Annotated in this window: 25 protein-coding genes; 14 read left to right on the plus strand and 11 right to left on the minus strand. The window is 62.1% G+C overall.

Annotation, left to right across the window (positions count from 1 at the left end):
* Window positions 1-8: 8 nt before the first annotated feature.
* The 3 genes from C4N04_RS12935 to C4N04_RS12945 all read right to left on the minus strand — a co-directional run bounded on the left by C4N04_RS12935 (window position 9) and on the right by C4N04_RS12945 (window position 2,555).
* Window positions 9-737 carry a DUF2259 domain-containing protein gene (locus C4N04_RS12935; protein WP_077989215.1) on the minus strand — a complete coding sequence of 243 codons (729 nt, stop codon included), beginning with the start codon at window positions 735-737 and terminating at the stop codon, window positions 9-11.
* Window positions 734-1,411 (minus strand): ribulose-phosphate 3-epimerase, encoded by a 678-nt coding sequence (rpe, locus tag C4N04_RS12940; RefSeq protein WP_096761781.1) that lies wholly within the window; start codon window positions 1,409-1,411, stop codon window positions 734-736. Before rpe ends, C4N04_RS12935 begins: the two co-directional genes overlap by 4 nt.
* Before the next feature lie 61 nt (window positions 1,412-1,472).
* Window positions 1,473-2,555 (minus strand): ABC transporter substrate-binding protein, encoded by a 1,083-nt coding sequence (locus tag C4N04_RS12945; protein WP_077989213.1) that lies wholly within the window; start codon window positions 2,553-2,555, stop codon window positions 1,473-1,475.
* A 282-nt stretch (window positions 2,556-2,837) separates the two neighbouring features.
* Between C4N04_RS12945 and C4N04_RS12950 the strand changes: the two genes are divergently transcribed.
* Both C4N04_RS12950 and C4N04_RS12955 read left to right on the plus strand, forming a co-directional pair.
* The gene (locus C4N04_RS12950; RefSeq protein ID WP_077989212.1) at window positions 2,838-3,332 is read left to right on the plus strand and encodes a flavin reductase; all 495 of its coding nucleotides are present in this window, start codon (window positions 2,838-2,840) and stop codon (window positions 3,330-3,332) included.
* A gap of 31 nt (window positions 3,333-3,363) precedes the next feature.
* A complete protein-coding gene (locus C4N04_RS12955) occupies window positions 3,364-3,684 on the plus strand; it encodes a TfoX/Sxy family protein (RefSeq protein ID WP_038689192.1) in 321 nt (106 codons plus the stop codon).
* Here the strand turns inward: C4N04_RS12955 and C4N04_RS12960 are convergent.
* From C4N04_RS12960 to C4N04_RS12980, 5 genes are all read right to left on the minus strand, one after another.
* Complete coding sequence (locus C4N04_RS12960; RefSeq protein WP_038689190.1) at window positions 3,681-4,103, minus strand: NUDIX domain-containing protein; 423 nt, start codon at window positions 4,101-4,103, stop codon at window positions 3,681-3,683. The two genes, C4N04_RS12955 and C4N04_RS12960, sit on opposite strands and share 4 nt — an antisense overlap.
* 7 nt (window positions 4,104-4,110) lie before the next feature.
* Window positions 4,111-5,628: a DEAD/DEAH box helicase gene (locus C4N04_RS12965; RefSeq protein ID WP_038689188.1), complete on the minus strand. Its 1,518-nt coding sequence runs from the start codon at window positions 5,626-5,628 to the stop codon at window positions 4,111-4,113.
* Between the two features lie 157 nt (window positions 5,629-5,785).
* On the minus strand, window positions 5,786-7,108 hold the full coding sequence (locus C4N04_RS12970) for a M23 family metallopeptidase (RefSeq protein ID WP_106796168.1): 1,323 nt from the start codon (window positions 7,106-7,108) through the stop codon (window positions 5,786-5,788).
* A 105-nt stretch (window positions 7,109-7,213) separates the two neighbouring features.
* Window positions 7,214-8,041 carry a ferritin-like domain-containing protein gene (locus C4N04_RS12975; protein ID WP_038689184.1) on the minus strand — a complete coding sequence of 276 codons (828 nt, stop codon included), beginning with the start codon at window positions 8,039-8,041 and terminating at the stop codon, window positions 7,214-7,216.
* Window positions 8,038-8,511 (minus strand): peroxiredoxin, encoded by a 474-nt coding sequence (locus C4N04_RS12980; RefSeq protein WP_009983859.1) that lies wholly within the window; start codon window positions 8,509-8,511, stop codon window positions 8,038-8,040. Before C4N04_RS12980 ends, C4N04_RS12975 begins: the two co-directional genes overlap by 4 nt.
* A gap of 125 nt (window positions 8,512-8,636) precedes the next feature.
* On the opposite strand from C4N04_RS12980, the gene C4N04_RS12985 reads away from it, so the two are divergent.
* Window positions 8,637-12,035 (plus strand): DUF3971 domain-containing protein, encoded by a 3,399-nt coding sequence (locus C4N04_RS12985; protein WP_039619949.1) that lies wholly within the window; start codon window positions 8,637-8,639, stop codon window positions 12,033-12,035.
* 9 nt (window positions 12,036-12,044) lie between these two features.
* Here the strand turns inward: C4N04_RS12985 and C4N04_RS12990 are convergent, their stop codons facing one another.
* Entirely contained in the window at window positions 12,045-13,706 is a 1,662-nt protein-coding gene (locus C4N04_RS12990) for an alpha-amylase family protein (protein ID WP_106796169.1), read from the minus strand.
* Window positions 13,707-13,890: 184 nt separating this feature from the next.
* Between C4N04_RS12990 and C4N04_RS32120 the strand changes: the two genes are divergently transcribed.
* Entirely contained in the window at window positions 13,891-14,172 is a 282-nt protein-coding gene (locus C4N04_RS32120) for a hypothetical protein (RefSeq protein ID WP_106796170.1), read from the plus strand.
* An 84-nt stretch (window positions 14,173-14,256) separates the two neighbouring features.
* Here C4N04_RS32120 and tyrS read toward each other — a convergent pair whose 3' ends face one another.
* Window positions 14,257-15,513, minus strand: a complete 1,257-nt coding sequence (gene tyrS, locus C4N04_RS13000) for a tyrosine--tRNA ligase (protein ID WP_077989209.1) — start codon at window positions 15,511-15,513, stop codon at window positions 14,257-14,259.
* Between the two features lie 132 nt (window positions 15,514-15,645).
* On the opposite strand from tyrS, the gene C4N04_RS13005 reads away from it, so the two are divergent.
* Together C4N04_RS13005 and C4N04_RS13010 are read left to right on the plus strand one after the other, a co-directional pair.
* Window positions 15,646-16,764 (plus strand): anhydro-N-acetylmuramic acid kinase, encoded by a 1,119-nt coding sequence (locus tag C4N04_RS13005; protein ID WP_106796171.1) that lies wholly within the window; start codon window positions 15,646-15,648, stop codon window positions 16,762-16,764.
* Window positions 16,761-17,297, plus strand: coding sequence for a GNAT family N-acetyltransferase (locus C4N04_RS13010; RefSeq protein WP_106796172.1), 537 nt, complete (start codon window positions 16,761-16,763; stop codon window positions 17,295-17,297). Before C4N04_RS13005 ends, C4N04_RS13010 begins: the two co-directional genes overlap by 4 nt.
* 87 nt (window positions 17,298-17,384) lie before the next feature.
* Here C4N04_RS13010 and C4N04_RS13015 read toward each other — a convergent pair whose 3' ends face one another.
* On the minus strand, window positions 17,385-18,062 hold the full coding sequence (locus C4N04_RS13015; RefSeq protein ID WP_009996479.1) for an alpha/beta fold hydrolase: 678 nt from the start codon (window positions 18,060-18,062) through the stop codon (window positions 17,385-17,387).
* A 217-nt stretch (window positions 18,063-18,279) separates the two neighbouring features.
* Here C4N04_RS13015 and C4N04_RS13020 point away from each other — a divergent pair, with 217 nt between their 5' ends.
* From C4N04_RS13020 to sufA, 8 genes are all read left to right on the plus strand, one after another.
* On the plus strand, window positions 18,280-19,446 hold the full coding sequence (locus C4N04_RS13020) for a cysteine desulfurase family protein (protein WP_096761775.1): 1,167 nt from the start codon (window positions 18,280-18,282) through the stop codon (window positions 19,444-19,446).
* Window positions 19,447-19,639: 193 nt separating this feature from the next.
* The gene (gene sufB, locus C4N04_RS13025) at window positions 19,640-21,109 is read left to right on the plus strand and encodes a Fe-S cluster assembly protein SufB (protein WP_106796173.1); all 1,470 of its coding nucleotides are present in this window, start codon (window positions 19,640-19,642) and stop codon (window positions 21,107-21,109) included.
* 59 nt (window positions 21,110-21,168) lie between these two features.
* Window positions 21,169-21,495: a GIY-YIG nuclease family protein gene (locus tag C4N04_RS13030; RefSeq protein ID WP_106796174.1), complete on the plus strand. Its 327-nt coding sequence runs from the start codon at window positions 21,169-21,171 to the stop codon at window positions 21,493-21,495.
* A gap of 119 nt (window positions 21,496-21,614) precedes the next feature.
* Entirely contained in the window at window positions 21,615-22,370 is a 756-nt protein-coding gene (gene sufC / locus C4N04_RS13035; RefSeq protein ID WP_096761773.1) for a Fe-S cluster assembly ATPase SufC, read from the plus strand.
* A gap of 24 nt (window positions 22,371-22,394) precedes the next feature.
* Window positions 22,395-23,669 carry a Fe-S cluster assembly protein SufD gene (gene sufD / locus C4N04_RS13040; protein ID WP_106796175.1) on the plus strand — a complete coding sequence of 425 codons (1,275 nt, stop codon included), beginning with the start codon at window positions 22,395-22,397 and terminating at the stop codon, window positions 23,667-23,669.
* 12 nt (window positions 23,670-23,681) lie between these two features.
* Complete coding sequence (locus C4N04_RS13045) at window positions 23,682-24,923, plus strand: cysteine desulfurase (RefSeq protein ID WP_009996892.1); 1,242 nt, start codon at window positions 23,682-23,684, stop codon at window positions 24,921-24,923.
* Window positions 24,924-24,935: 12 nt separating this feature from the next.
* Window positions 24,936-25,316, plus strand: coding sequence for an SUF system Fe-S cluster assembly protein (locus C4N04_RS13050; RefSeq protein ID WP_004675587.1), 381 nt, complete (start codon window positions 24,936-24,938; stop codon window positions 25,314-25,316).
* A 93-nt stretch (window positions 25,317-25,409) separates the two neighbouring features.
* Complete coding sequence (gene sufA / locus C4N04_RS13055; protein WP_106796176.1) at window positions 25,410-25,802, plus strand: Fe-S cluster assembly scaffold SufA; 393 nt, start codon at window positions 25,410-25,412, stop codon at window positions 25,800-25,802.
* The last annotated feature ends 47 nt before the right edge of the window (window positions 25,803-25,849 follow it).

Consider the following 25,849-nt stretch of genomic DNA (forward strand, 5'->3'; position numbering starts at 1 on the left):
AACCAGCCTCAGGGATGAACCGGAACGGCGATCCAGCGGCCGTTCCTTTGCGCATCGAAGGCGAGGACCAGGGCGATATGAACCTGGTTTGCGGCTTCCGGCTGATAGACGACGGCGCCGCCGATCCTGTATTCGACCGAACATGCGCGCTCGGCCGGAACCGTTTGCACTTGGCGCGCTGCCTGCCGGTTCGGAGCGCCTTCCTTCTCGATCATCTGCAGGCTGAAGCCGAGGACCCGCTTGGCGATCGCCGCGCAGTCCTTCGGCACCGCTATCGGCAACTCGCCGAGCGAAAGCGTATAGGGCGATTTCGGCGGGCCGTCGGTCGCAAGCGTGGTGTAACGCAGCGTCTTTGCGGGAGAGCCGAGTTCGGTCGGCGGATTGAAGGCGGCAATCAGGCCGGGGTTGGTCAGAAGATCGTATTTGTCCATCTGGCGGCGCGCCGCTGTGAGATTCTGCCGCCGCGCCTTGGAAAGATTGGCGTCCTGGTCGGTCAGCTCGGTGCGGAAGGGCGTGCCCTCGAGATACTGGCCCTTATCGGTATCGATGAAATATGTGTTGGAATAGGGGACATTGCTGCCCTCCTTGATGCCGAACTCCTGGAAAGCGAAGACCTTGCCGTCGGCGGAAAAGCCGATCGGCTGGATGCTGGCAATGTCGCCGGCAAGTGACAGACCGGGCAAGCCGGCGAGTGCGGCGACGAGCAGGCTACCGGCGATGAAAAGCTGCTTCTTCATGCGCGTGCCCCCTCGGCTGCCTGTCGCAGCTCGGCAACCGTCCGGCGATAATCCTCGACCGTGTCGCCCTTGAAAATCGCCGAGCCCGCGACGAGGACGTTGCCGCCGGCCTGTGCGATTGCCGCCGCCGTCTCCACCGTGACGCCGCCATCGACTTCAAGTTCGATCGGCCGGTCACCGATCAGCGACTTTGCCGCCGCGATCTTGGCGGCCATCGCCGGAATGAACTTCTGTCCGCCGAAGCCGGGATTGACCGACATGATGAGGATGAGGTCGACATCGTCGAGCACGTTCTCGATGGCACTCAGCGGGGTTGCCGGATTGACCGTCACCCCGACCTTCTTGCCGAGATTACGGACGGTCTGCAGCGACCGGTGCAGATGCGGCCCGGATTCGGCATGGACGGTGATGCGGTCGCAGCCGGCCTTGGCGAAGGCTTCGAGATAGTCGTCGACCGGCGAGATCATCAAGTGGCAGTCGAAGGTGGCGTCGGTATAGGCGCGCAGCGACTTGATGACATCGGGGCCGAAGGAGATATTCGGCACGAAATGCCCATCCATCACGTCGAGGTGGATCCAGTCGGCCCCGGCCGCGGTGACATTGCGTACTTCCTCGCCGAGCCTGGCGAAATCCGCCGCGAGGATCGAGGGGGCAATGCGAATGGGCAGCGTCATCAAGTCTTACTCCGTATGGGCGCCAGCCGAGCACGGCGCCGGAATCAAGGCTGGCCGCCGCTCATTGCGTCGGCGCAGCCGGTGGAAAAAAGCCGTTGCCGCGCCATTCGAGCAGGCGGTACGGGTTTTGCGACAGTTCATGCGTGCCGGTGAAGGCGACGGCACCGACCGGGGTCTGGAAAGTCGTGCCGAGCAGCGTCTCCTGGAGGGGCTTGCCGGCCGCAGCCGCGGCTTCGGCTGCCTGGCCGGCAATGAATGCCGCCGCCAGCGACGGCAGGACATAACCTTCCGGCTCGATCCCTTTGGCGCGCAACGCTTCGGCCGCCCCCGCGGCTTCCGGCAGAACGGCATATTCGGGCAGGGCGACGGCGCGCACGCCGGGCCCGAGCGGCAGCGGTTGATCGGCGGCGCGCATGGCGTCGCCGCCGAGGATGGAGAGCGGGATGTTCTCGGCTTCCGCGTCGCGGGCGATGACGGCGATGTCGTTGCGGTCGCCGCCGACGAAGACCCTGGTGGCCCCGGCCCGTTTCAGGCGGCGGACAAGAGCGATCTGCTGCTCCTGCCCCGGGCGATAGGTATCGGTGAAGACCGGCTTCAGGCCGTTCTGTTCCAGCGCATTGCGCACCGCTTCCGTCAGTTCGCGGCCGTGAATGGTGCCGTCCTCGATCAGGGCGATCGGATCGGCTGCCCAGTTCTTCAAGATCACTTCGTTGATCTTTGCCGCCTCGGCGCCATCGGCGGGCGCCATGCGGAAGAGCGGCCAGCCGTTTTTCAGCGCATCCTCCATCAGAATGCGGGAGCGCACGGAGACGGTGATCGCCGGAATGCCGGCATCCTTCAACTTCGGTAGGGCGCCTTCCAGCGTGTCGCTGCAGAGAAAGCCGACGGCGATCTGCACCTTGGCCGCGACAAGCGCATCGCCGACTGCCGCGCCGCTATTGTCCTCACAGGGCTCGTTGACGGCGACGAGCGTATTGCCGGACTGCTGGATCTCGAAACCGGCGCCGGCGGCAATCTGGGCGCCGAGCAGGGCGAGCGGGCCATTCTGGGGCGCGACGACGCCAATCGTCACGCCGGCCGCATGGCCTTGCGCCGCCGCTCCCAGCAGCATCAGAACGGCTGCTATGCCACGCAGGTTGATCATGAAAGGCGGAGATCCCTAGCCATCGTCCATGCCCTTTTATCCGCAAGGCCGCGATCGTCAAAGAAAAACAAGCGTAACTCCATGCTTTTCAGCGGTCCTATTGTAGAAAAGGTAACCCATGCTCGCCATATTGGCGCGATGGAAAGTCGAACTGCAGCGCAGCGCGTCCTTTCGGTGACGCAAAGGACGCTGCAGCACTTTGAATAGCCGCGTAATTTGGTCCTCAAGTCGATTCCGATTTATGGATGTATGCAGTCGGCAGAAAAGCGTACGGAGAAGCAGGTGTTGAACAGGCAGCATATCGACCCCGGCCTTTATCGGGATGCCATGAGCCGTTATGCCGGCCATGTGCAACTCGTGACGACGGTGATGGAAGGCATGCGCCGGGGCGTCACCATCACAGCCGCCTGCTCGGTCTCGGATAATCCGGCCTCGGTGCTGATCTGCCTCAACAACACCAATCCGAAGAACGAGATTTTTTTCCGCAGCGGCATCTTCGTGCTGAATACGCTCGGCGCTCACCACCAGGGCGTCGCCGACGCTTTCTCCGGACGCACGTCGCTTGCCGATGACGAACGCTTCGCCAGCACCCGTTTCGAAACGCTCGTCACCGGCGCGCCGGTCCTTGCCGATGCGCTTGCCGCCTTCGATTGCCGGGTGACCGACATCAAGGAAATGCCGACGCATAACGTCATCTTCGGCGAAGTCGCGGCCGTCCGCTTCAGCGAGAAGCACCCGGCGCTTATTTACATGAACCGGGATTATCACACGCTGTGATCCGTCTGGCAGGGAATTCGAGGGACTGAGAATGGACAATGCCGGGATCGAGGAAATGTTTCAGGGGCTCGGCCCTGTCACGATCAAGCGCATGTTCGGCGGCAAAGGCATTTATCACCTCGGGCGCATCGTTGCAGTCGAAGTGCGCGACGAGATGCTGCTGAAGGCCGACGAAACAAGCGCCCCGGAATTTGCCGCCGCCGGCGCCACGCAATGGGCCTATGAGGGCAAGAAGGGCAAGCCGGTGAAGATGCCCTACTGGTCGATTCCCGAAGAGGCCTACGACGATCCCGACCTGATGGCGAAATGGGTCAGGCTGGCCTATGAGGCAGCGCTTCGCGCCGAGGGCTAAGCGCGTTCCTTGGCGGGCAGGGCCGATATTGCCGCCCTGGTGAAGGCGGACAGCGGTTCAGGCAAACCATTCAGCGGAAACCAGCCGAAATCCGAAAGCTTGTCCGGTTCGGTCAATTGCGGCTCGCCTTCGACGTCGCGGGCGAGATAGAGGATGGAAATCCAGTGCTGGCGGTCAGCGTCGATGATCTGCTCGGTCACGCCGATGCGTTCGATCCGGCCGATCGTCAGGCCGGTTTCCTCTTCCGCCTCGCGGCGAGCAGCCTCTTCAGCCGGCTCCATGTGATCGACCTTGCCGCCGACGATGTTCCAGTAGCCGGCTTCAGGTGGATTCAGACGTTTGTAGAGGAGGATCTGGTCGTCTCGCAGGATCACCAGACCGACGCCGAGGCCCGGGAAGTCAAGGCCGGGCCTGCCCATTGGATGTTCAGACCTTGGCGCTGCCGGCGATCAGCATGAAGGCGGGGATGTCGTCGCCGAATCCGACCGGAGTCGGGCCGTCGTCGTGATCGCGATGACGGCGGCGGTCTCGGCTGTCGTCATTTGCCGGGTAGGGCCGATTGTTGCGCGCGTTGTTTTGCGGCTTCTGCTCTGCTTTGCGCTCGTTCTTCAAGACTTCGGCCCTTGCTGGTGCTGCTTCGATCACTTGGACGTCATTATCCTGTATGTCGTTATCAGATTTATGACTCGCGGCGCCGCGATTGCCGCGTCCGCGCCCACGATCCCTCTCGCCCCGCTCACCCTTGTCGCCGCGCTCGCGTCCATTGCGGCGCGGACGCTCGCTGTCCTTGCCTTCTTCGGCCGGTGGCAGCGCGTTCAGGTCACCGTTCAGCCATTCGATCTTTTCACCGATCAGCTTCTCGATCGCATCGACGAATTTGGTGTCGCGCTTGGTGACCAGCGTGAAGGCAGCACCCGAGCGGCCGGCACGGCCGGTGCGGCCGATGCGGTGGACGTAATCCTCGGAGTGGATCGGCACGTCGAAATTGAAGACGTGGCTGACATCGGGAATGTCGAGGCCGCGGGCGGCGACGTCGGAGGCGACGAGCAGCTGGAGATTGCCGTCACGGAAGCTCTGCAGCATCATTGTCCGGGAGCGCTGATCCATGTCGCCATGCAGGGCGCCGACGGAGAAGCCGTGGCGCTCCAGCGAACGGAAGAGATCGGCGACGTCCTTCTTGCGGTTGCAGAAGATGATGGCGTTCTTCAGTTCGGTTTGCGCACGGACGAGTTCGCGCAGGACCGCGCGCTTCTCGTAGTCCTTGCTGTGCGAGGCGACGAAGCGCTGCGTCACCGTCTTGGCGGCCGATGCCGGCTTGGCCACCTCGATGCGCTCCGGATTCTGCAGGAAGCGGTCGGCGAGCTTCTGGATCTCAGGCGGCATGGTCGCCGAGAAGAACAGCGTCTGACGGGTGAAGGGGATCAGCTTGGCGATGCGCTCGATATCGGGGATGAAGCCCATGTCGAGCATGCGGTCGGCTTCGTCGATTACGAGGATCTCGACGCCGCTCATCAAGAGCTTGCCGCGCTCGAAATGGTCGAGCAGGCGGCCAGGCGTGCAGATCAGCACATCGGCGCCGCGCTCAAGCTTGCGGTCCTGGTCTTCGAAGGACACGCCGCCGATCAGCAGGGCGACGTTCAAACGATGGTTCTTGCCATACTTCTCGAAATTCTCGGCGACCTGGGCAGCAAGTTCGCGGGTCGGCTCGAGGATCAGCGTGCGGGGCATGCGCGCGCGGGCGCGGCCCTTTTCCAATAGCGACAGCATCGGCAGCACGAAGGATGCGGTCTTGCCGGTTCCGGTCTGCGCAATGCCGCAAATGTCGCGGCGTTCGAGCGCAAAGGGAATGGCCCCCGCCTGAATAGGCGTGGGGATCGTATAGCCCGCGTCGGTAACAGCGGATAACACTTTTTGGCTCAAGCCAAGGTCAGCGAATGTCGTCAAAGGGAAAACTGTTTCCGTTCCGGTTCGGCCGAGCTCTGAACGAGTCGGCGGGATTGCATGCCGCAATGCAGCGCGACATAGCCCCGAATGGCCGGCAAGTCAAGAAATAGAGAGGCGGCACGCCGTGCAGAGTGAAGCGATGGTTACCTGATGGCTGTTACTTGATATAGCTGGCGAGTTTAAGGCCGGCATTCATGAAATATACTGGATCGACCGCCTGGCCGTTCTGGCGCACTTCATAGTGCAGATGGGTGCCGGTCGAGCGGCCGGTGCTGCCGGCAAGGCCGATGACATTGTTGCGGCCGACCGTGTCGCCGACCTTGACGAGAACCTGTGACATATGGCCGTAGCGCGTCGAGATGCCGTTGCCGTGGTCGACCTCGACCATATTGCCGTAGCCGCCCGTCCAGCCGGCAGCGATGACCTTTCCGGGCGCCGTCGGGCGGATCCTCTCGCCCGGCGAGAAGCGGAAGTCGATGCCGGAATGGAGCGCCAGGCGGCCAAGGAACGGGTCGCGGCGGTTGCCGAAGGGGCTGGTGACTTCCTTGCCGATGGCGGGATTGCGGAAGGGCAGGGACTCGGCGGTGCTGCGCACGGCCTCCAGCCGGGTCAGCGCGCCGTCGAGGGCAGCCAGCGAATTGTTGAAGTCGTCGTTGCTCTCGGGTTCCAGATAGGGGCCGCCGATGGCGCTCTCCTCCTCCTGCCTGGCGGCGGCCGTCTCCTCAGGCACAGGAATCTTGAAGCGGGTCAGCACGGTCTCGATGGCGCTGGCGGCGTGGCCGGCGTCGCTCGTCAGTTGCTCGACGCGGTTGCGCTGGTCCTGCTCGACATCCTTCAGCGACAGCGTCACCTTGGAGAAGATCCGGTCGGCGCGGTCGCCGACCGTCTCGGCGGACGGCACATAGGCAAGCGTCGAATTATCGGGCGTCGCGTCGGCGGGCGCGCCGCTCGCCAGCTGTCTCTCGATCGCCTCGATGCCGCCGGTGAGTGAAGCGCGCTTGTCCTTGATATCGGGGGCAAAGGACTGGACGGGTGATGACGGCGCGGGCAGGGCGCCGTTCTTTTCCGTCAGGCCGGAACTTTCGGCGCGGTCGAGCAGATTGTCGAGCTTGCCGTGTCGAGAGGTCAGCGCCATCTGCTGCTCCATCAGCTTGTCGACCTTGTCCTCGACCACCTGCTGGTCGAGAAGCTGGCGGGAGGTGATGCGGTCGACCTGGGCGCGAAGGGCGGCGATGCGGTCCTCGTAGTCGTGCTGCATGCGGGCCTGGCGCGCCATGGTGGCGCCGATCAGGTCGTCGCGCAGCACGAGGTAGGAGGTCGCCAGGAGATAGCCGATCGAGAACACGCCGACGAAGCAGAAGGCAAGCGCCGCCATCCATGGCCGGACCGTCATGTGGCGCACCTTGTCGCCGCTTGCCAGGATGAGGATGTGTTCCTGCGCCCGCCTGCCGAATACCCGGTGCTGATGTCCGATGTTCACGCAGGCTCTCCCGATGATGCTCTTCGCCTCTTTCGGAAAATTAGACACGGTTATGGTTAATGAATGCTTTCCTTCTCGCCATCCGTGTCGAAAATGCGCGTCGTTTCAGGCGTGGCTGATCGACGCCAGCGAGCGGTAGAAGGATGGCGTCAATCCGGCTTCGGCCCGGGCGAGATCGTTGAAGGGTGGCTTCAGCGGCCCGCGGAAATTGGCGCGCACCAGCTCCTGGAAGGCTTTTGCCGGATCGCGCTTCTCGCGGGCGCAGAGGAAACGGAACCATTTGGCGCCGACGGCGACGTGGCCTTTCTCGTCGTTGTAGATGACATCGAGAACGGCGGCACTTTCGAGATCGCCGGTCTCGCGCATCTTCGCCTGCAGCGACGGCGTGACGTCAAGGCCGCGGGCTTCGAGAATCAGCGGCACGACGGCGAGCCTTGCCGTCAGGTCGTTGCGCGTCGAATGGGCCGCCTGCCACAACCCATCATGGGCGGGAAGATCTCCGTAATCGGCGCCGAGATCGTTGAGGCGGGCGCGCACCATGCGGAAATGTTTCGCTTCCTCGAAGGCGACCTGCATCCAGCCGTCGAAAAAGGAGTTCGGCACCTGTTCGGTCGCGAACCGCGCGACGATATCGAGCGCCAGGTCGACGGCGTTGAGTTCGATATGGGCGATGGCATGCAGCAGGGCGATCCGGCCTTTGAGGGTGTGCAGCGACCGTTTCTCCACCTGGGTCGGCGGCGTCAGCACCGGTTTGTCAGGACGGCCGGGCCTTTCCGGCAGGGCGTCGTCGAGCGGGGAGCGCAGCGACACCCGGCGGGCGAACCAGCGGGTGGCGCTTTCCTGCGCCAGGGCCGTCTTGCGGTCGAGATCGGCCGAGCGGATGGCGTCGACGGCGCCGCCGCGCAGCGAACTTATCGCGAAATCATTGCTCACGCGGCCAGATTCCTGACGGCCTCGAGCACGGTTTCGGCATGGCCCTGCACCTTCACCTTCTGCCAGATTGTGGCGATCGTACCATCCTGACGGATGAGAAAAGTGGTGCGCTCGACGCCCATGAAATTGCGGCCGTACATGCTCTTTTCCTTCCAGACGCCATAGGCCTGCAGCGTCGTCTTTTCTTCGTCCGAGGCGAGCGCCACCGAAAGCCGGTGTTTCCTGATGAACTTGTCATGGCAGGCGGCCGAATCGGGCGACATGCCGATCACGGCAGCACCGGCTGCTTCGAACTCCGGCGCCAGCGCCGTGAAGGCCAGCGATTCGGCGGTGCAGCCTGTGGTGTCGTCCTTCGGATAGAAGAACAAAACCAGCGGCTTGCCATGAAAATCGGAAAGCGAGATACGGCCGCCTCCGTCGCGGGGGAGATTGAAATCGGGGGCCAGGGCACCGATGCCGGGAACCGCCATTGGGAAAACCTTTCTTTTGCCGGGTTTGTGGATGACACTGTCTCTCCCCGAATTATATAGTGGACGGAAACCCGTCCAGCATGGCCGGGTTCAATTCTTTCGATTTAGGGAGAGCCCGAAGGCGCATGTCAGCCATCCGCGGCGAAAAGGTCACGTTTCGCAAGAAGGATATCGTTGCGCTGGACCGCTTGCCGTCCGCCCAGACCGAGGATCCGATCATTGTTCATTGCCCGCCGCCGCGTTCGCCGATGCGGCGCACGGCGAAGGTGACCTTGGGATTTCTGGGACTGATTCTCCTGATCCTCGGCGCCATCGTCTTCACCGTCGAGAGCGGCATGTTCGACAAGCCGCTGTCGCAGCAGGCGCAGGCGGCGCTGAACGGTGTGGCCGGACCGCGCTACCGCGCCGAGGTCGGCTCCACCGTCATCCGCTTCACCTCTGACTTCCGGCTGGCGCTGGAAGCGCGCAACGTCAATATGATCGACCAACAGAGCGGCCAGCACTTGTCGACGACGGGTTCGGTGCGGCTCGGGCTCGATCCGCTGCAGCTTTTCCGCGGCCGTATCGCCGTCGCCGATATCGAAGCGGAGGATATCGCCCTCGACACCGCGCTTCTGCCCTCCGGCAATCCCGTCAAGCTCGACGATTTGCGCATCGACGCCATGCCGGCGGCGATGGAGAGGATCTTCTCGCAGCTCGACATGTTCGACAGCATCGTGACACGCGGCTCGACCAATTCCGTGCGCATCTCGGGGATCGACATCAAATTCGCCGATACCGCAAACGGCCCCTTGTCGCTCGTCGTCGACAATCTCGTCTTTGCGCATGCCGGGCCATCCTCGCTGCAATTGAGAGGTGAGGTTGCGCTCAACGGCGAGGCGGCGGAGCTCGACGTTCTGGCCGAGAAGGAAGGCGGCCAGGTGTCGAAGGTGATGGCGACGCTCAAGCACGCCGACCTCACGCCCTTCGCTTTGAAACGCAACGATCAGGGCGTAATACGGCAGGGGCTCAGCGCCTTCGTCGACCTGACAGTGTCGGCGACCAGGCAACGCGAGGGCGTGCAGCCGGCGCTTGCCGCAACGGTCGATATCGATCCCGGCCTGATTTATGCGGATGGCGATCCGCAGGAGCTTTCGGGCGGGCAGATCAACCTCGCCTATGATTTCGCCAAGCAGACACTCGAGATCGCCAAGTCGAACGCCCGGTTCGGCGCGACCACGGTTCCCATCAACGGCGCGCTGATCGATCTCGACAAGCTCGACCCGCAGGCCGGCAAGGGCTTCGGCATCGACCTGCTTGTCAGCGGCGGTACCGCCGCGCCTGGCGGCTCCGGCGAACAGCCGCTCTCCTTCGATATTCAGGCGACCGGGCGTTATATGGTCGCCGGCCGGGAATTCCTGTTCCCCAACATGACCGTTTCCAGCCCGCTCGGCGCGCTTTACGGGGCGTTGCACGTCAGGCTCGGCGATAAGTCGCCGGAAATCAGCTTTGCCGGGCAGTCCAGAGAGCTGCAGACGACGGCGATCAAGCAACTCTGGCCGTTCTGGATGGCGCCCAAGGTGCGCACATGGGTGCATGGCAATCTCTTCGGCGGCACCGTCACCGACGCCGCCATATCCGTCTTCATTCCGTTCGGACGGCTTGACGAGGCAGCCGGCGGCAAGGGATTGAAGCTCGACGCCAACCAGATCCGCATCGGCTTCGACATTGCCGGCGCGCGGATGAACGTGGCCGGCGACATTCCGCCGGTGCGCGATACGGCGGCGCATTTCGATCTGACCGGCCCGGTTGCCACGATTTCGATCAAGAGCGGCACCTCCTATTTCCCCTCCGGCCGGTCCGTCGGTCTCGGGCAGGGAACCTTCGTCATACCTTCCGCCTACGACAAACCGCTGATGGCCGATATCGATCTTGCAGTCTCCGGTGCAGCGGACGCCGTCGGCGAGCTCCTGACCTACAAACCGATCCGGGTGCTGCAGCGCGCCGGCTTTACGCCCGACGATTTCAAAGGACATATCGACGCGAATGTGAAGGCGCATTTCGGCCTGTTGTCGTCGCAGAACCCGCCGCCGGCCGAGTGGAAGGCTGCCATGAAGCTCGTCGACGTCGATCTGGCCAAGCCGTTTTCCGGCCGCACGATCAGCAATGTCAGCGGCATGCTGAATGGCGATCCGAAGCAGATCACGCTCGATGCCAAGGGCGAGATCGACGGCATTCCCGCCGATATCGATCTGACCGAGCCGGTCGAAGCGTCGTCTGGCGTGGAGCGGCAGCGCGTGATCACGGCGACGCTCTCGGATGATCAGCGCAGCAAGGTGATGCCCGGGCTTTCCGATATCGTCAGGGGTAACCTGAAGATGGTGCTGACACGGATAGACGACGACCGGCAAGACGTTCAGCTCGACCTCACCAAATCGATGCTCGACCTGCCTTGGATCGGCTGGTCGAAAGGCAGCGGCATTGCCGCATCCGCGGAATTCGAGATGTCCGGTCCGCCCGAAAATACTCAGATCAAGAATTTCCGGCTGAAGGGTGACGGTTTCGGCGCCACTGGATCGCTGAACGTCGGCAAGACGGGCCTGATCTCCGCGGATTTCGACAGCGTCAGGCTCTCCTCGCTCGACGATTTCGCCCTGTCGGTGAAGCGCAGCAAGGGCAATTTCGACGTCTCCGTTTCAGGAACCAGCGCCGATGCGCGGCCGGTCATCGCGCGATTGAAATCGGGCTCGGGCGACGACGAGGGCGGCGATTCCGACAACACCGGCGTGTCGGTGCGCGCCAGGCTGAAAAACGTCGTCGGTTTCAACGACGAAAAGGTCGGCAATTTCCAGGCGCAGGTGTCACTGCGCGGCGACAAGCTGCAGGCCTTGAATTTTTCCGGCATCACCGACAGCGGCGAGGCCGTTGTCAGCCAGATGAAGGATGGCGGCGTCATCAACATCACCAGCGGTGATGCGGGCGCGGTTTCGCGCTTCGCCGATCTCTACCAGCACATGCAGGGCGGCCTGCTCAATCTGGCGATCCGCTTGGGTGCGCAGGGCGGCTGGGACGGCTCGCTCGATGTGCGCCGTTTCTCGATCGTCAACGAACAGCGCCTGCGTTCGATCGTCTCCACACCCGTCGGAAACGAGCAGCGCAGCCTCAACGAGGCCGTCAAACGCGACATCGACACTTCGTCGCAACGCTTCCAGCGCGCTTTTGCCCGCATCGTTTCGCGCGGTGGCATGATCGGTATCGAGAACGGGGTGCTGCGCGGCGACCAGATCGGCGCGACGTTCCAGGGCGTGGTGCGCGACCGCAAGGGCAATATGGATATGACCGGCACATTCATGCCGGCCTACGGCCTCAATCGCCTGTTCGCCGAACTGCCGCTGATCGGCGTCATCCTCGGCAACGGCAGCGATCGCGGCCTGATCGGCATCACCTTCAAGCTCACCGGCAAGTTCGACCAGCCGAACCTGCAGATCAATCCGCTGTCGATCATCGCGCCGGGCGTCTTCCGGCAGATCTTCGAATTCCAGTGAGACAGGGCTCTAAATGTCCTTCCGCCTGAGGAGATAGTCGAGACCGCCGACGCGATACCAGCGATAGCCATAGGCATCGAGCATGACCTTATGGCACCCTTTGTCGTCCGCCTCGCTGCTCGCACCCTCGGCAATATCAATCAACTTTCGCCCCTGTTCACCGACATCGGGATCGAAGCTTATTTCCGACGGGTGCGGATGCAGGTTGTGCAGGATCAGCACCGAATTGCCGCGCCAGTCATACCGCAGCGCCAGTACGCCGTCGTCGCCTGTGTCGACCGCCGAGAAATCGCCCCAACCGATTTCGGGAGCCTCCTTGCGCATTCGGATCATTCGCTCGGTCCAGTTCAGGAGCGAGTTCGGGTCGCGCCGCTGGACGGCGACGTTGATATGTTCGAAGCCGTAGGGGCCGTCCTTGATGACCGGCGTAATGGGTTTTTGGCTTTTGGTGAAGCCGCCTTCCGGCTCCGTCGACCATTGCATCGGGGTGCGCGCGCAATTGCGCTCCGGCAGGCACAAATCATCACCCATGCCGATTTCATCGCCGTAGCGGATGACTGGAGTTCCGGGCAGCGAGAATAGCAGGCTGTAGGCCATCTCGATCCTGCGCCGGTCGCCGCCAAGCATAGGCGCCAGGCGACGACGAATGCCTCTGTCATAAAGCTGCATGTCCCTCTCGGGTCCGAACGCGGCAAATACTGCGTTGCGCTGCTTATCCGTCAGACGACCGAGATCCAATTCATCGTGGTTGCGAAGAAACAGCCCCCATTGGGCAGTTGCCGGGCGCGGCTTGGTGGCCTCCATCGCCTTCTTCAGCGGGCGGGTATCGGCCGTCGCGAGTGCATAGAACAGCGTCTGGTTGACCTGGAAATTGAACATCATCTGCATGCGGTCGCCATCGTCGCCGAAATATTCGAAATTATCCTTCGGCAGGATGTTGGCCTCCGCCAGCACGATGGAGTCGCCGAGGCGCCATTGCAGGAACTCGCGAAACTTCCGCAGCATGTCGAACTGCTCGACCGGCTTGGCGACCTCGGCACCTTTCGTCGCGATGATGAAAGGGGCGGCATCCATCCGGAAGCCCGAGACGCCGAGCTGGATCCAGAAGCCCATGATCTTGAGGATCTCCGCCTGGACCTCTGGGTTGGAGGTGTTGAGATCGGGCTGGTGATCGTAGAAGCGGTGGAAATAATAGGCCTTGGCTTTTTCGTCATAGGTCCAGGTGGTCTTCTGGACGCCAGGGAAAACCATGCCCTGATCCGCATTCGCAGGCTTTTTGTCCGACCAGACGTACCATTCACGATAGCGCGAATTCGGATCGCTTCTGGCGTCCTGAAACCAGGGATGATCCTTCGAGGTGTGATTGATCACCAGATCGATCAGCACCCGGATGCCGCGCTGCTTGGCGCCGTGGGTGAATTCGACGAAATCGCCGAGCGAACCGTAGCGCCGGTCGACATTGTAATAGTCGGAGACGTCGTAACCGTCGTCACGACCGGGAGACGCCTGAAACGGCATCAGCCAGATCGCTGTCACGCCGAGGCCGGAGAGATAGTCGAGACGGCGCATCAGTCCCTGAAAATCGCCGACGCCGTCACCGTTCGCATCCATGAAGGTCTCGACGGACAGGCAGTAGATGACGGCGTTTTTGTACCAGAGGTCATTGATCATGCCGGCGCTCCAAATCCATCTGGTCGCAAATCCCGCCGGACGGAAAAGGTTCCGGAAGGGTGGTGAGGGTTCACGGCTGGTGCGCAACCGCGACCGACAAATTCGTGATCGACGCTTGAGCATTTTAGCAAGTTCTGATGTAAAATAGGGTTCGGCCGGAAATCGACGGCCGGCGGAGAATGCCATGCTGTGTGCTCGGACAATCTCTTTCGCATTTGCCGCCGTGATCGCGATCACGTCTGGCCACCAGTTTTCCTATGCCGCAGAGAAGGGAGCGCGACTGAGGCCGGCGCCCGTCCGCTCCGACCATATCCTCATGGTTCCCCTCGACGCGACGGTCACCCCGCCGGTCTTCTCAATCAGCTGGTGGTCACGCGTGCCGCCCGCTACAGACGTCAATCCGCCACCCTATTTCTTTCAAGTGGTCGAACGAACGGATGCGATATCTCGGTCCGGGGTTGAGTGATCTTCTGACTCGCCACGGCTTCAGCGAAACGAAAACGGCCGGCTCAATCGCCGGCCGTTGTCTCTGTTTTATTTAAGCCGCCGCTTACGCCGCGCGGCGGATCAGGATGTGCTTCTTCTTGCCGAGCGACAGCTTGATGACGCCGTCGGCGGTGATTTCGTCGCTGCCGATCAGGCGGCGTTCGTCGCTGACCGCCTCGTCGTTGATGCGCACCGCGCCGCCCTGGACGTGGCGGCGGGCCTCGCCGTTGGAGCCGGCAAGGCCGGCGCGGACCATCAGCGACAGCAGGCCGATGCCGCCGTCGAGTTCGATGGCCGGGATCTCGACGGAAGGCAGGTTTTCGGAGAGCCCGCCTTCCTCGAAGGTCTTGCGCGCCGTCTCCGCAGCCTGTTCGGCTGCCGGACGGCCGTGCAGGATCGCGGTGACTTCGGTTGCCAGGATCTTTTTGACTTCATTCAACTCCGACCCGCCGATTGCCGAAAGCCGTGCGATTTCATCCATCGGCAGGGTGGTGAAGAGTTTGAGGAAGCGCGGCACATCGGCGTCCTCGGTGTTGCGCCAATATTGCCAGAAGTCATAAACGGGAAGCAGGTCGGCGTTCAGCCAGACCGCGCCGGAGGCCGACTTGCCCATCTTGGCGCCGGACGAGGTGGTCAGCAGCGGCGAGGTCAGCGCATAGAGCTGCGGCGTCCCCATGCGGTGACCGAGATCGATGCCGTTGACGATATTGCCCCACTGATCCGAACCGCCCATCTGCAGACGGCAATCGTAGCGCTTGGCCAGTTCGACGAAATCATAAGCCTGGAGGATCATGTAGTTGAATTCCAGGAAAGACAGCGACTGTTCGCGGTCAAGGCGCGTCTTCACGCTGTCGAAGGACAGCATGCGGTTGACCGAGAAATGGCGGCCGACATCGCGCAGGAATTCGAGGTAATTCAACGAGCGCAGCCATTCGGCGTTGTTGATCATCAGCGCGGCGTTTCCGGGCTTGTCGTAATCAAGATAGTTCGAGAAGCAGCTCTTGATCGAGGCGATATTCTGCTCGATCGTCTCGATCGTCATCAGCTTGCGCGCTTCCTCCTTGAAGGAGGGATCGCCGACCATGCCCGTGCCGCCGCCCATCAGCGAAATCGGCCGGTGGCCCGTCGCTTGCAGCCAGTGCAGCATCATGATCTGCGTGAGATGGCCGACATGGAGGCTGGATGCGGTCGGGTCGTAGCCGATATAGGCCGTCACGGTTTCCTTGGCGAACAGGTCGTCGAGGCCGCGCTCATCAGAGATCTGATGAATGAAGCCGCGCTCTTTCAGCGTACGGAGGAAATCGGACTTGAACTCGGACATGGCTTTCGTCTCTTGGTGTCTGCGTTCGGTCCCGTGTGGCCTTGCGCAACTTCGTTGTTGTTGATCTGTCGCGGCGCGTTTAGCACTGTTTTTACAAAAGTGCATCCGTGAATCGCATGGGAGGCAAGCCTCATGGACGTGATCAGAACCGCGATCGGCCTGATGAGCGGCACGTCGATGGATGGAATCGACGTCGCGCTAGTCAAGACAGACGGCCGCGGCTTCATCGAGCGCGGGCCATTCCTGGGCGTGCCGTATGAGGCCGAATTTCGCGAGCGGCTCAAGCGGGCGCTGGACCTGGCGCGTCCGCTAACCGATAGGCGCGAGCGACCCGCGGAACTTCGTGACATCGAGCTTGAGTTGACCAAGCGGCATGCAATTGCCGTTACGGCATTCCTTGAGCGTTTCGGGCTGTCAGCCGATGCCGTCGATGTTCTCGGCTTTCATGGCCAGACCGTGCTTCACCGGCCCGACGAAGGACTGACGATTCAGATCGGCGACGGCGGCGACCTCGCCCGGCGAACCGGCATATCGGTGGTCTACGACATGCGCGCCAACGACGTGCGCCATGGTGGGCAGGGCGCGCCGCTGGTGCCGGCCTATCACGCCGCACTCGCGGGAAAATTCCAGCAGGCGGGGGAAGCGGTGTGCTTCGTCAACATCGGCGGCATCTCCAATCTGACCTCGATCGGCCCTGACGGCCGCATATCGGCCTTCGACAGCGGCCCGGGCAATACGCTGATCGACCAATGGGTGGAGATGCAGACCGGCAAAACCTATGATTCCGGCGGCGAGATCGGCGGACGCGGCAAGGTGGTCGCCGCCCTGGCGCAGCGATATCTGGAGAGCCCGTTCTTCCGCGGCAATGTCCGCCGGTCGCTTGACCGCGGCGATTTCGCGCCGCTTCATCAGGGCGACGCGAGCCTCGAAGACGGCGCCCGCACACTCGCTCATGTCGCTGCCGCCTCGATCGTCAAATCCGCCGGTTTCCTGCCTGAGAAGCCGTCGATCTATATTGTCTGCGGCGGCGGGCGGCTTAACGCCACCTTGATGGCTGAGTTTTCAGTCATGGCCGAAGCGCTTGGATCGAAGGTTTTGACCGCGGAGGAGGCGGGTTTTGACGGCGACGCGATGGAGGCCGAGGCCTGGGCCTATCTCGCCGTCCGCTCGCTGGATGGATTGCCGTTGACCTTTCCCGGCACCACCGGGGTCGAGATCCCGGTCAGCGGCGGCTTGCTGGCAAGGCCATGAATGAGGATAGGGTGATCCTCCGAACGCCGCGGCTCACCTTCGTCATGTGGGACCAAGCCGATGCGCCGTTGGTACAGCGGCTGCATTCGACGATGGCGACGACGCGATATCTGCCCGGGAACACGCCATGGAGCCTCGAGAAGGCGGAACAGCGGGTGCGGGGCTGGTTTGAGGAACAGGCGCGCGATGGCACGACCAAATACAAGCTTCTCGGGGAGGACGGCCGGTTCATTGGCCGCGCCGGCATTTCGCGGTTCAGGAGTGAGCAGTTCGAACTCGGTTATTCCCTGAGCGAGGAAGTGTGGGGCAAGGGCCTGGCAACGGAAGCGGCAAGCGCGCTGGCCGACTGGTTTTTCGATAGGAGATTTGCGCTTGGCTTCATCGCCTTCACCCATCCCGAAAATATCGCCTCGCAGCGCGTTCTCAGGAAGATCGGCATGCGCGAACGTACGCCGATCCTGATCGATGGAGGCCTCGATGCCGCTTTCGAGATGACCGCCGATATGCGGCCGGGAAGGCCCAGCGCCTCGTGATGATGGACAGGGTAAGTGATCTGTTCAGGCACAAGGGAGCCGGTGCGGCCGGACGTGCCGCATCGAGCGGACGCCGGCTCTATGAGGTCAGCGGATCCGCTTTGCGGCCGGCTCCGGCACCAGTTCGCCGTTGAGGCGGCGGTCAAGATAGTCCTCACATTCGCTCATCAGCGTCTCGACCTGACCATTGAAGAAGTGGTTGGCGTTGGGGACGGTGCGATGGGTGATGAGAATGCCCTTCTGGGTCTTCAGCTTCTCCACGAGGCCGTTGACGTCCTTTTCCGGCGCCACCTTGTCGGCCTCGCCGTTGATGATCAGGCCGGAGGAGGGGCAGGGCGCCAGGAACGAGAAGTCGTAGGTATTGGGCTGCGGGGCGATTGACATGAAGCCTTCGATCTCCGGCCGGCGCATCAGGAGCTGCATGCCGATCCAGGAACCGAAGGAATAACCGGCGACCCAACAGGTCTTCGAATCGGGATGCAGGCTCTGCACCCAGTCGAGCGCCGAGGCGGCATCCGACAGTTCGCCGGCGCCGTGGTCGAATTCGCCCTGGCTGCGGCCGATGCCCCGGAAATTGAAGCGCAACGTCGTGAACCCGCGCTTCTGGAACATGTAGAAGAGCTGGTAGACGATCTGATTGTTCATCGTGCCGCCGAACTGCGGATGCGGATGCAGGATCAGGGCGATGGGCGCGCTCTTTTCCTTGGAGGGCTGGTAGCGGCCTTCAAGACGGCCGGCTGGGCCGTTGAAAATTACTTCGGGCATTGGTACTCCGGGTTTTATTTCGCGTTCGCGCTGCGTTGGACGACAACATGACTTGACTAACGTTGTCAGCTTTTCTAAAACGCAGTTTAGAACAATTCGAAACTTGCATGGCGATCCACGGCTTCGTGGAACGTGTCATAAGGCAAGCCCGGCGGAAATTTCAAGAAAAATGAGCCGCGGGTGCTGAAGCAAGCTCGTCAAGCGCAGGACTGAAGACATGGCGCCGCCACGCCTTTATCTCGATTGGAATGCCACAGCGCCGCTGCATCCGGCAGCGCGCGAGGCGATCATGCGCGCCATCGACCTGTTTGGTAATCCGAACAGCGTGCATGGAGAGGGCCGCGCCGCGCGCGCCGCCATCGAAGGCGCACGACGCAAGGTGGCGGCACTGGCCGGCACCGATGCCGGCAATGTGGTTTTCACTAGCGGCGCGACGGAAGCCGCCAATCTGGTGCTGACGCCGGATTTTCGCATGGGCCGGACGCCGCTTCGGCTCGGCCACCTTTACTTTTCGGCGGTCGAGCATCCGGCCGTGCGCGAAGGCGGACGTTTCGCCAAGGAAAAGATGACGGAGATCCCGGTGACGGAGGCCGGGACCGTCGATCTCGACGCGCTCGCTAGCCTGCTCGATGCCCATGACAAGGCCGCTGGCCTGCCGATGGTCGCCATCATGCTTGTCAACAACGAGACCGGTATCGTCCAGCCGGTCGAGGCGGCGGCAAAGATCGTTCACTCCCATGGCGGGCTCTTTGTGGTCGATGCCGTGCAAGCGGCCGGCCGCATCGCGCTCGATATCGACAGGCTCGGCGCCGATTTCATCATCGTCTCCTCACACAAGATCGGCGGGCCGAAGGGCGCCGGTGCGCTGATCGCGCGCGGCGAGGCGCTGATGCCGCGGCCACTGATCCAGGGCGGCGGACAGGAGCGAGGTCACCGGTCGGGGACGCAGAATTCGCTGGCGCTGATCGGTTTCGGTGCGGCGGCCGAGGTGGCAGCGAATGAGCGGGAGACGCGCAACGTCGCCATCGGCGCACTGCGCCAGCGGCTGGAAGCCGGTATGCGCCAGGAGGCGGCCGACGTGATCATCCACGGCGAGGGCGGCGAGCGAGTCGCCAATACGATCTTCTTCACCCTGCCGGGATTGAAGGCCGAGACCGGGCAGATCGCCTTCGATCTCGAGGGCGTGGCGCTTTCGGCGGGCTCGGCCTGCTCGTCCGGCCGGCTCGGCGAAAGCCACGTGCTGACGGCGATGGGACGCGACGCCAAGCTCGGTGCGCTGCGGATTTCGCTTGGCTTCTCGACGACGGAAGAGGACATCGACAGGGCTATTGCCGCTTTTGCCAAGATCGCCTGCCGGCGCAGACCGGCGGGGGAGGCGGCCTGACCGCATCATAAACTTGCGGAAATGCAAATTTCCGCTTGCCAACCGGGCTGAAAAGTCCCTTTTGGCCTCTTACATCAGGGCAAGGATTTGCCCGACTAACAGGGCAAGGATTTGCCCGACCATCAGGGCAAGGAAATTGCCCATATACGCTACAAGCTGCCGAACCTTGTATCCGGCGAGATTGGAGAACGAAATGGCTGCCGTGCAGGAAACGATCGACCAGGTGCGCCTGATCGATGTGGACCAGTACAAATACGGTTTCGAGACTGTCATCGAGATGGATAAGGCGCCCAAGGGCCTGTCCGAGGATATCATCCGCTTCATTTCGGCCAAGAAGCAGGAGCCGGAATGGATGCTGGAATGGCGTCTGGAGGCCTATCGGCGCTGGCTGACGCTGGAAGAGCCGACCTGGGCGCGCGTCAATTATCCGAAGATCGATTTCAACGACATCCATTATTACGCCGCGCCGAAGAGCGCACCGGGTCCGAAGTCGCTTGACGAGGTAGATCCGGAACTGTTGAAGGTCTATGAGAAGCTCGGCATCCCGCTGCGTGAGCAGGAGATCCTGGCCGGGGTCGAAAAGCCGAAGATTGCCGTCGATGCGGTTTTCGACAGCGTCTCGGTCGTCACCACCTTCAAAGCGGAGCTGAAGAAGGCCGGCGTGATCTTCATGTCGATTTCGGAAGCGATCCGCGAACATCCCGATCTCGTCCGCAAATATCTCGGCTCGGTCGTGCCGACCTCGGACAATTATTACGCGACGCTGAATTCGGCGGTGTTTACCGACGGTTCCTTCGTCTTCGTGCCGAAGGGCGTTCGCTGCCCGATGGAGCTCTCCACCTATTTCCGCATCAACGAGAAGGGTACCGGCCAGTTCGAGCGCACGCTGATCATCGCCGAGGAAGGCGCCTACGTCTCCTACCTTGAAGGCTGCACGGCCCCGCAGCGCGATGAAAACCAGCTGCATGCCGCCGTGGTCGAACTCGTGGCTCTCGACGATGCCGAGATCAAATATTCCACCGTCCAGAACTGGTATCCTGGCGATAACGAAGGCAAGGGCGGCATCTACAATTTCGTCACCAAGCGTGGCGATTGCCGCGGCGACCGCTCGAAGATCTCCTGGACGCAGGTCGAAACCGGCTCGGCGATCACCTGGAAGTACCCGTCCTGCATCCTGCGGGGCGACGACAGCCGCGGCGAGTTCTATTCGATTGCCGTGTCCAATGGCCATCAGCAGATCGACAGCGGCACCAAGATGATCCATCTCGGCAAGAACACGTCGAGCCGCATCGTCTCCAAGGGTATTGCCGCTGGCGTTTCCAACAACACCTACCGCGGCCAGGTCTCGGCTCATCGCAAGGCGTCGAACGCACGCAACTTCACGCAATGCGATTCGCTGCTGATCGGCGACAAGTGCGGCGCCCATACCGTGCCCTACATCGAGGCGAAGAACTCGACGGCGCAGTTCGAGCATGAAGCGACGACCTCGAAGATCTCCGAGGACCAGCTGTTCTACTGCCTGCAGCGCGGTATCCCGACCGAGGCGGCGATCGCCCTGATCGTCAACGGCTTCGTCAAGGAAGTTCTGCAGGAACTGCCGATGGAATTTGCCGTCGAGGCGCAGAAGCTGATCAGCATTTCGCTTGAGGGGAGTGTCGGCTAAAACACAGCCTCCGTCATCCTCGGGCTTGTCCCGAGGATCTGCTGCGGTCAAGGACAGGGATGACTGGTTTTGTCTATATGATGTCCGACAAACCGCGGGGCGTGATCTACACCGGCGTTACGAGTGATCTGCACGGTCGCATATGGGAACACCGCAACGAAATCCATAAGGGTTTCACGCAGAAATACAGAGCAAAGAATCTCGTTTGGTTCGAGAACCATCCGAACATCGTGTTGGCGATCCAGCGAGAGAAATCTCTGAAGCGCTATATGCGCGAGTGGAAAATCAAGCTCATAGAGGAGCTCAATCCGACCTGGATAGACCTTTATGAGCGGATTGATGAAATTGAGAATGTCTATCGACCGCATCCGAATACGCGGGAGTAGAGCGATTACAATTGAGGGCTTAGATCCTCGGGACAAGCCCGAGGATGACGGATCGAGACCAGCGCGAGCGGTCAATTGGGCGGATCCTTGAAATCCGCCGGATAACAGGAAAGACAAAGATGCTTGAAATCAGAAACCTTCATGCCCGCATCGCCGAAGACGGCACCGAGATTATCCGTGGTCTGAATCTGACGGTGAAGGCCGGGGAAGTGGCCGCTATCATGGGGCCGAACGGCTCCGGCAAGTCGACGCTCTCCTATGTGCTGTCCGGCCGCGAAGATTATGAAGTGACCGAAGGCGACATCCTCTATAATGGCGAGAGCATCCTCGAGCTCGATCCTGCCGAGCGCGCCGCCAAGGGCATTTTCCTCGCCTTCCAGTATCCGGTCGAAATCCCGGGTGTCGCCACCATGCAATTCCTCAAGGTCGCCATGAACGAGCAGCGCAAAGCACGCGGCGAGGCCGAGCTGACGACGCCGGACTTCATGCGCCGCGTCAAGGATGCCGCGGCCAAGCTGCACATCAACACCGAGATGCTGAAGCGTCCGCTCAATGTCGGTTTCTCCGGCGGCGAGAAGAAGCGCGCCGAGATCCTGCAGATGGCGCTGCTGGAGCCGAAGCTCTGCGTGCTCGACGAAACCGATTCCGGCCTCGACATCGATGCGCTGAAGATCGTCGCCGACGGTGTCAACGCGTTGCGTTCGCCCGATCGCGCCGTCGTTGTCATCACTCACTATCAGCGCCTGCTCGACTATATCGTTCCGGATACCGTCCACGTGCTCTACAAGGGCCAGGTGATCAAGTCGGGCGACAAGACGCTGGCGCATGAGCTCGAAGCCAACGGCTACGCCGATATCATCGGCACGGCGGCCTGAGTTCGGGTGGAAAGGACAACCTCCATGAACATGCAGACGACGAGCCGCCTGACTGCGGCCGAAACGGCGCTGATCGAGGCCTTCAATCAGCAGATCGGCGACCTCCCGGGCAACGGCGCGGTGACGGCGCTGCGCGACCGGCTTCTCGATGACCTGAAGAAGGCCGGTCTGCCGACGCGCCGCATCGAAGCCTGGCATTACACTGATTTCAAAAGCCTGCTGCGCGCCTTGCCACCGCAGACGGGCGATGCCGGCTCCGACCCGCTCGAGCCACTCGTCGCGGGTTCCAGGGTGCTGGCGGTGATCCAGGGCCATGCCAATCAGAAGGCGGCCGCAGAGGCTCTTGGCGTGTCCGCCTATAGCGAAAGTCTGCGCGACGGCTCGGCCGCAGTCGGGCTCGATGCGCTCGGCAGCGACGATGCGGTCGGCCGCATCAATGGCAGTCTCGTGCGCGACGGCTATGTGGTCGACGTGCCTGATGATACCGAGCTTGAAAATCCGCTCGAGATCCAGTTCATCCATGCCGGCGGGCAGACGCATACGCGCCTTCCCGTTTCCTTCGGCGCCAACGTCAAGGCAACCGTTATCGAGCGTCACCGCGCGGTGACGGGCGATGCTGCCTTAGTGTCCCATATCAGTGACATCACCATCGGCAAAGGCAGTGAGCTGACTTGGATCATCCTGCAGCAGCAGGGCGCCGACGATACGCATCTCGGCCAGATCCGCGTCGATCTCGGCGCTGACGCCAAGCTTCGCCTGTTCGTCATCAATGCCGGTGGCAAATTGGTGCGTCAGGAATTGCACATCAAGGTGACGGGCGAGGGCGCCGACCTCACCCTGCGCGGCATCAACCTGCTTGGAGCCGACAGCCATACCGACGTGACGATGGTGCTCGGTCACGACGTGCCGCATACCGGCTCGACCGAGGTGATCCGCAATGTCGTCTTCGACCGCGCTAAGGGCGTCTTCCAGGGCATGATCCGGGTGGCGCCCGATGCACAGAAGACCGACGCCAAAATGGCCTGCAACACGCTGCTGATGTCCGACGATGCCGAATTCTCGGTCAAGCCCGAGCTCGAGATCTTCGCCGACGACGTCCAATGCGGCCACGGCGCGACGGTGACCGATATCGACGCCAATCATCTCTATTACATGATGGCGCGCGGCATTCCGGAGAAGAAGGCGCGGGCAATGCTCGTCAACGCCTTCGTCGCCGAGATCGTCGAGGAATTGGAAGACGAAGCCCTGGTCGAGGTGCTGGAAGGCGTGATTTCGGCCTGGCTCGAAAAGCACGCCTGATCGGATATAACAATGGACAAGATCGTGCCGGCCACGCAATACGACGTCGAAGCCATCCGCCGGGATTTTCCGATCCTGGCGGAGAAGGTGCACGGCAAGCCGCTGGTCTATCTCGACAATGGCGCCTCGGCCCAGAAGCCGCAGTCGGTGATCGACGCGATCTCGCATGCCTACGCCCATGAATACGCCAACGTGCATCGCGGTCTTCACTATCTCTCCAATGCCGCGACCGATGCCTATGAGGCGGCGCGCGAAAAGGTCCGCCGTTTCCTCAACGCCCCGTCGGTCAACGACATCGTCTTCACCAAGAATTCGACGGAAGCGATCAACACCGTCGCCTATGGCTGGGGCATGCCCAAGCTCGGCGAAGGTGACGAGATCGTCCTGACGATCATGGAGCACCACTCCAACATCGTGCCCTGGCATTTCATTCGCGAGCGGCAGGGCGCCAAACTGGTCTGGGTGCCGGTGGACGACGAGGGCGCCTTCCATATCGAGGATTTCGAAAAGAGCCTGACGGAGCGCACCAAGCTCGTCGCCATCACCCATATGTCGAATGCGCTCGGCACGATCGTCCCCGTCAAGGAAGTCTGCCGCATCGCCCATGAACGCGGCATTCCGGTCTTGATCGACGGCAGCCAGGGCGCCGTGCACCTGCCCGTTGACGTTCAGGATATCGATTGCGACTGGTACGTCATGACCGGCCACAAGCTCTACGGCCCGTCGGGCATCGGCGTTCTCTACGGCAAGAAGGAACGGCTTGCCCAGATGCGTCCTTTCCAGGGCGGCGGCGAGATGATCTTCGAGGTCGCCGAGGATGCGGTCACCTACAACGATCCGCCGCATCGCTTCGAGGCCGGCACGCCGCCGATCGTCCAGGCGATCGGGCTCGGTTATGCGCTCGACTATATGGAGAAGGTCGGCCGCGAGGCGATTGCCCGGCATGAGGCCGATCTTGCCTCTTATGCTGTGGAACGGCTGAAATCGGTCAATTCACTGCGCATGTTCGGAACGGCGCCCGACAAGGGCAGTATCTTTTCCTTCGAGCTTGCCGGCATCCACGCCCACGACGTCTCGATGGTGATCGACCGACAGGGCATTGCGGTGCGCGCCGGCACGCATTGCGCCATGCCGCTCTTGAAACGCTTCGGCGTCACCTCCACATGCCGTGCATCCTTCGGCATGTACAATACCCGCGCCGAGGTCGATGCCCTGGCCGATGCGCTTGAATATGCGCGCAAGTTCTTTGCTTGAGGAGTGTCCGTGATGAGCCTGGACGAAAGCGAACAGAAGATCGACGTGCGCGAAGGCATCGTGCATTCCAGCATCCCGGCCGATGAACTGGCACGGCTGAGCGACGACGTCATCGGCGCGCTGAAGACCGTCTATGATCCGGAAATTCCCGCCGACATCTTCGAACTCGGTCTGATCTACAAGATCGACATCGAGGACGACAGGATGGTGAAGATCATGATGACGCTGACCGCCCCGGGCTGCCCGGTGGCCGGCGAGATGCCGGGCTGGGTGGAAAACGCCGTCGGTGCCGTTGAAGGCGTGTCCGGCGTCGAGGTCGAAATGACCTTCGATCCGCCGTGGACGCCGGACCGCATGTCGGAAGAGGCGCAGGTCGCCGTCGGCTGGTACTGACATCCCGCGGTATTGATCCGTTTACCTCGGACGACTACATTTGAATCACGAAGCACCGGATCTTGACCCCGGTTGTGGAAGGAGATGAAGCCGATGGGCTTTGCAGTGATGAGCATGACGGACGGGGCTGCGGCCCGCGTCAAGGCGATCGTGGAAAAATCCGGCCCGGAGGCCAAGGGCGTTCGCGTCGGCATCAAGAAGGGCGGCTGCGCCGGGATGGAATATACCATCGATCTGGTCACCGAACCCAACGCCAAGGACGACCTGATCGAGCGCGACGGCGCCAGGGTCTGGGTCGAACCATCGGCCGTGCTCTATCTGCTCGGTACAGAGATGGGTTTCGAGCAGACGACGCTGCGCTCCGGCTTCACCTTCACCAACCCGAACCAGACATCGGCCTGCGGATGCGGCGAATCCGTCGAGCTGAAACCCGCCGATTTAGCGGCCCTTGCCGCACAGCGCCAGAGCGAGCCAGCGCATTCCTGAAGAATCGCGACGGCGTAGAATGGCGCGACCTATCTTAGGACGGAGCG

Origin of the sequence: Rhizobium sp. H4, from assembly GCF_003013335.1 — a bacterium.
Classification (GTDB): Bacteria; Pseudomonadota; Alphaproteobacteria; order Rhizobiales; family Rhizobiaceae; genus Rhizobium; species Rhizobium sophoriradicis.

Bases quoted from the DNA above. Each gene is read 5' to 3' on its own strand.
- C4N04_RS13045 (WP_009996892.1), top strand. From the start codon at position 23,682: ATGGACAAGATCGTGCCGGCCACGCAATACGACGTCGAAGCCATCCGC.
- C4N04_RS12935 (WP_077989215.1), bottom strand. From the start codon at position 737: ATGAAGAAGCAGCTTTTCATCGCCGGTAGCCTGCTCGTCGCCGCACTC.
- C4N04_RS13050 (WP_004675587.1), top strand. From the start codon at position 24,936: ATGAGCCTGGACGAAAGCGAACAGAAGATCGACGTGCGCGAAGGCATC.
- C4N04_RS12985 (WP_039619949.1), top strand. From the start codon at position 8,637: ATGTCAGCCATCCGCGGCGAAAAGGTCACGTTTCGCAAGAAGGATATC.
- C4N04_RS12955 (WP_038689192.1), top strand. From the start codon at position 3,364: ATGGACAATGCCGGGATCGAGGAAATGTTTCAGGGGCTCGGCCCTGTC.
- C4N04_RS32120 (WP_106796170.1), top strand. From the start codon at position 13,891: ATGCTGTGTGCTCGGACAATCTCTTTCGCATTTGCCGCCGTGATCGCG.
- C4N04_RS13020 (WP_096761775.1), top strand. From the start codon at position 18,280: ATGGCGCCGCCACGCCTTTATCTCGATTGGAATGCCACAGCGCCGCTG.
- C4N04_RS12980 (WP_009983859.1), bottom strand. From the start codon at position 8,511: ATGGCGGTTCCCGGCATCGGTGCCCTGGCCCCCGATTTCAATCTCCCC.
- C4N04_RS13010 (WP_106796172.1), top strand. From the start codon at position 16,761: ATGAATGAGGATAGGGTGATCCTCCGAACGCCGCGGCTCACCTTCGTC.
- C4N04_RS12960 (WP_038689190.1), bottom strand. From the start codon at position 4,103: ATGGGCAGGCCCGGCCTTGACTTCCCGGGCCTCGGCGTCGGTCTGGTG.
- sufA (WP_106796176.1), top strand. From the start codon at position 25,410: ATGGGCTTTGCAGTGATGAGCATGACGGACGGGGCTGCGGCCCGCGTC.
- sufC (WP_096761773.1), top strand. From the start codon at position 21,615: ATGCTTGAAATCAGAAACCTTCATGCCCGCATCGCCGAAGACGGCACC.
- sufB (WP_106796173.1), top strand. From the start codon at position 19,640: ATGGCTGCCGTGCAGGAAACGATCGACCAGGTGCGCCTGATCGATGTG.
- C4N04_RS13015 (WP_009996479.1), bottom strand. From the start codon at position 18,062: ATGCCCGAAGTAATTTTCAACGGCCCAGCCGGCCGTCTTGAAGGCCGC.
- tyrS (WP_077989209.1), bottom strand. From the start codon at position 15,513: ATGTCCGAGTTCAAGTCCGATTTCCTCCGTACGCTGAAAGAGCGCGGC.
- C4N04_RS13030 (WP_106796174.1), top strand. From the start codon at position 21,169: ATGACTGGTTTTGTCTATATGATGTCCGACAAACCGCGGGGCGTGATC.
- C4N04_RS12945 (WP_077989213.1), bottom strand. From the start codon at position 2,555: ATGATCAACCTGCGTGGCATAGCAGCCGTTCTGATGCTGCTGGGAGCG.
- sufD (WP_106796175.1), top strand. From the start codon at position 22,395: ATGAACATGCAGACGACGAGCCGCCTGACTGCGGCCGAAACGGCGCTG.
- C4N04_RS13005 (WP_106796171.1), top strand. From the start codon at position 15,646: ATGGACGTGATCAGAACCGCGATCGGCCTGATGAGCGGCACGTCGATG.
- rpe (WP_096761781.1), bottom strand. From the start codon at position 1,411: ATGACGCTGCCCATTCGCATTGCCCCCTCGATCCTCGCGGCGGATTTC.
- C4N04_RS12990 (WP_106796169.1), bottom strand. From the start codon at position 13,706: ATGATCAATGACCTCTGGTACAAAAACGCCGTCATCTACTGCCTGTCC.